Annotated in this window: 1 protein-coding gene and 1 pseudogene; both read left to right on the forward strand. The window is 50.2% G+C overall.

The features are described from left to right. The first annotated feature begins 35 nt into the window (after positions 1-35). On the forward strand, positions 36-896 hold the full coding sequence (locus tag AACU55_RS16760) for a tyrosine-type recombinase/integrase (protein ID WP_134707154.1): 861 nt from the start codon (positions 36-38) through the stop codon (positions 894-896). A gap of 114 nt (positions 897-1,010) precedes the next feature. Further along, positions 1,011-1,854, forward strand: a pseudogene (locus AACU55_RS16765) (IS5 family transposase). The last annotated feature ends 137 nt before the right edge of the window (positions 1,855-1,991 follow it).

Raw genomic sequence — 1,991 nt, forward strand, 5'->3', positions numbered from 1 at the left:
GCCGTGCAGGCAGCTCAATTTAACCAGGAGGATTTATGTCAGTTACTGTTAATGAATGGATGTTGAAATATGAAGCTATTGTGCTGAACCGGCTTACTGTGGGCGAAATCAAGCCGAAAACATGGGGGGACTATAAACGGCTCATCCGCTTTTGTTCTGCAACGTGGGGGGTGAAACCTCTGAACGCGCTGTCTATTTCAGAGATAACCGCAGAAATAAAACAAAAAGCCGACACCGCGCCTTTTGCCGCCCGGCGGTTAAGGATAAATCTTTCCAATATGTTTTTAGAAGCACAGCGAGAGGGCGTAATTCCACCAGGGCACAATCCTGCGTTACTGTCCCGTCCCTTGCTGACCGCTGTTAAGACCGAGCGCCTGCTCTTTAACGAGTGGCTTCTGATATTTAAAGCGGCAAGCTATTGTGCGCCTGACTATTTCCAGCGAGCCATGCTGTTAGCCATTATGACCGGTCAGCGGAGAGCGGACATCGCCAAAATGCATTCAAGCCATGTCCGGGATGGCTACCTGCATATTGATCAGCAGAAAACGGCGGAGCGTATAGCCCTGCCTCTGACGTTAAAACTGGCGTCATTGGGCTGCACGCTGGGTGAAGTCGTGGATATGTGTCCCAGTAACGGCTGGCTGATCCAGCATAAAGGCAAGCCGGTTCACCTGTGGTCTCTGACGTGCTGGTTTCAAAAATGCAGAGAATCGGCAGGCATAGAAGCCGCTGGCGGAAAAATGCCGCCTAGCTTCCGGGAGCAGCGCTCTCTTTCGGAAAGGCTGTATCGCGAACAGGGGGTGGATACGCGTACATTGCTTGGTCATAAGTATCAGCAAATAACCGACGGGTATAATGATATTCGCGGTAAAGATTACCGGAGATTGAAAATCTGAACCTGCGAGCATAGGCGGGATTACCTGCCTATGCTTCTATGTAGTGGAATACTAGGCTGTGTCCCTTAATCACCTGAGCTATAGTAACTACTTGTTCCCACAACACATTGAACTATGGCCCGATACGATCTTCCCGATGAAGCATGGAGCATCATCCAGCCCTTGCTGCCTGCTGAACCCACATCCCCACGGGCCGGACGCCCATGGGCTGAGCATCGTAAAATCATTAACGGTATGTTCTGGGTGTTGTGTTCTGGCGCACCCTGGCGCGATTTACCTGAGCGATATGGTTCGTGGAAAACGGTTTATAATCGCTTTAACCGGTGGTCAAAATCGGGTGTTATTAACATTATTTTCAACAGGTTACTTTCGTTACTTGATGCAAACGGCCTTGTTGACTGGTCTGCCACGGCGCTGGATGGCAGCAATATCCGCGCGCTGAAATGTGCTGCCGGCGCTCAAAAAAACATATCGATATCACCGCAGATAATGGGCTGGGTCGCTCTCGCGGTGGTTTTGGCACCAAAATCCATCTGGCGACAGACGCAGGCGGTCTGCCGTTAAACATTGTACTGAGTCCCGGACAGGCTCACGAAAGCCAGTTCGCATTACGCCTGCTGGATGGTATTGGTGTTCAGCATCAGAACGGCAGTATGAAACGTCGTGGTCATGCGGTGCTGGCTGATAAGGCCTACTCGGGACATGCACTTCGCAATGAGCTGAAACGAAAAGGGATAAAAGTGGTTATCCCCCGAAAATCTAATGAAAAAATGGCATCGGATGGCGTTCACAACTCGACCGTGATGCCTACCGAAATCGCAACGTTGTTGAGCGGTGTTTTGGCCGCTTGAAAGAATACCGTCGCATCGCTAATCGTTACGATAAAACGGCGAGAAATTATCTGTCGATGGTGAAACTGGGCTGCATCCGGCTCTTTTACAAGAAGTTATGCAATTAAGGGACACAGCCTAAATCTGGCCACCTGAATAGAGGTGATATCATCGCCTCATAGTCAAAACAGGTGACATTATGACCGGACGTAACAGACGTAATTTTAGCCCCGAGTTTCGCCTCGAAGCTGCCCAGCTTGTACTC

Origin of the sequence: Rahnella sp. CJA17(1/100) (assembly GCF_963881615.1) — a bacterium.
Lineage (GTDB): Bacteria > Pseudomonadota > Gammaproteobacteria > Enterobacterales > Enterobacteriaceae > Rahnella > Rahnella aceris.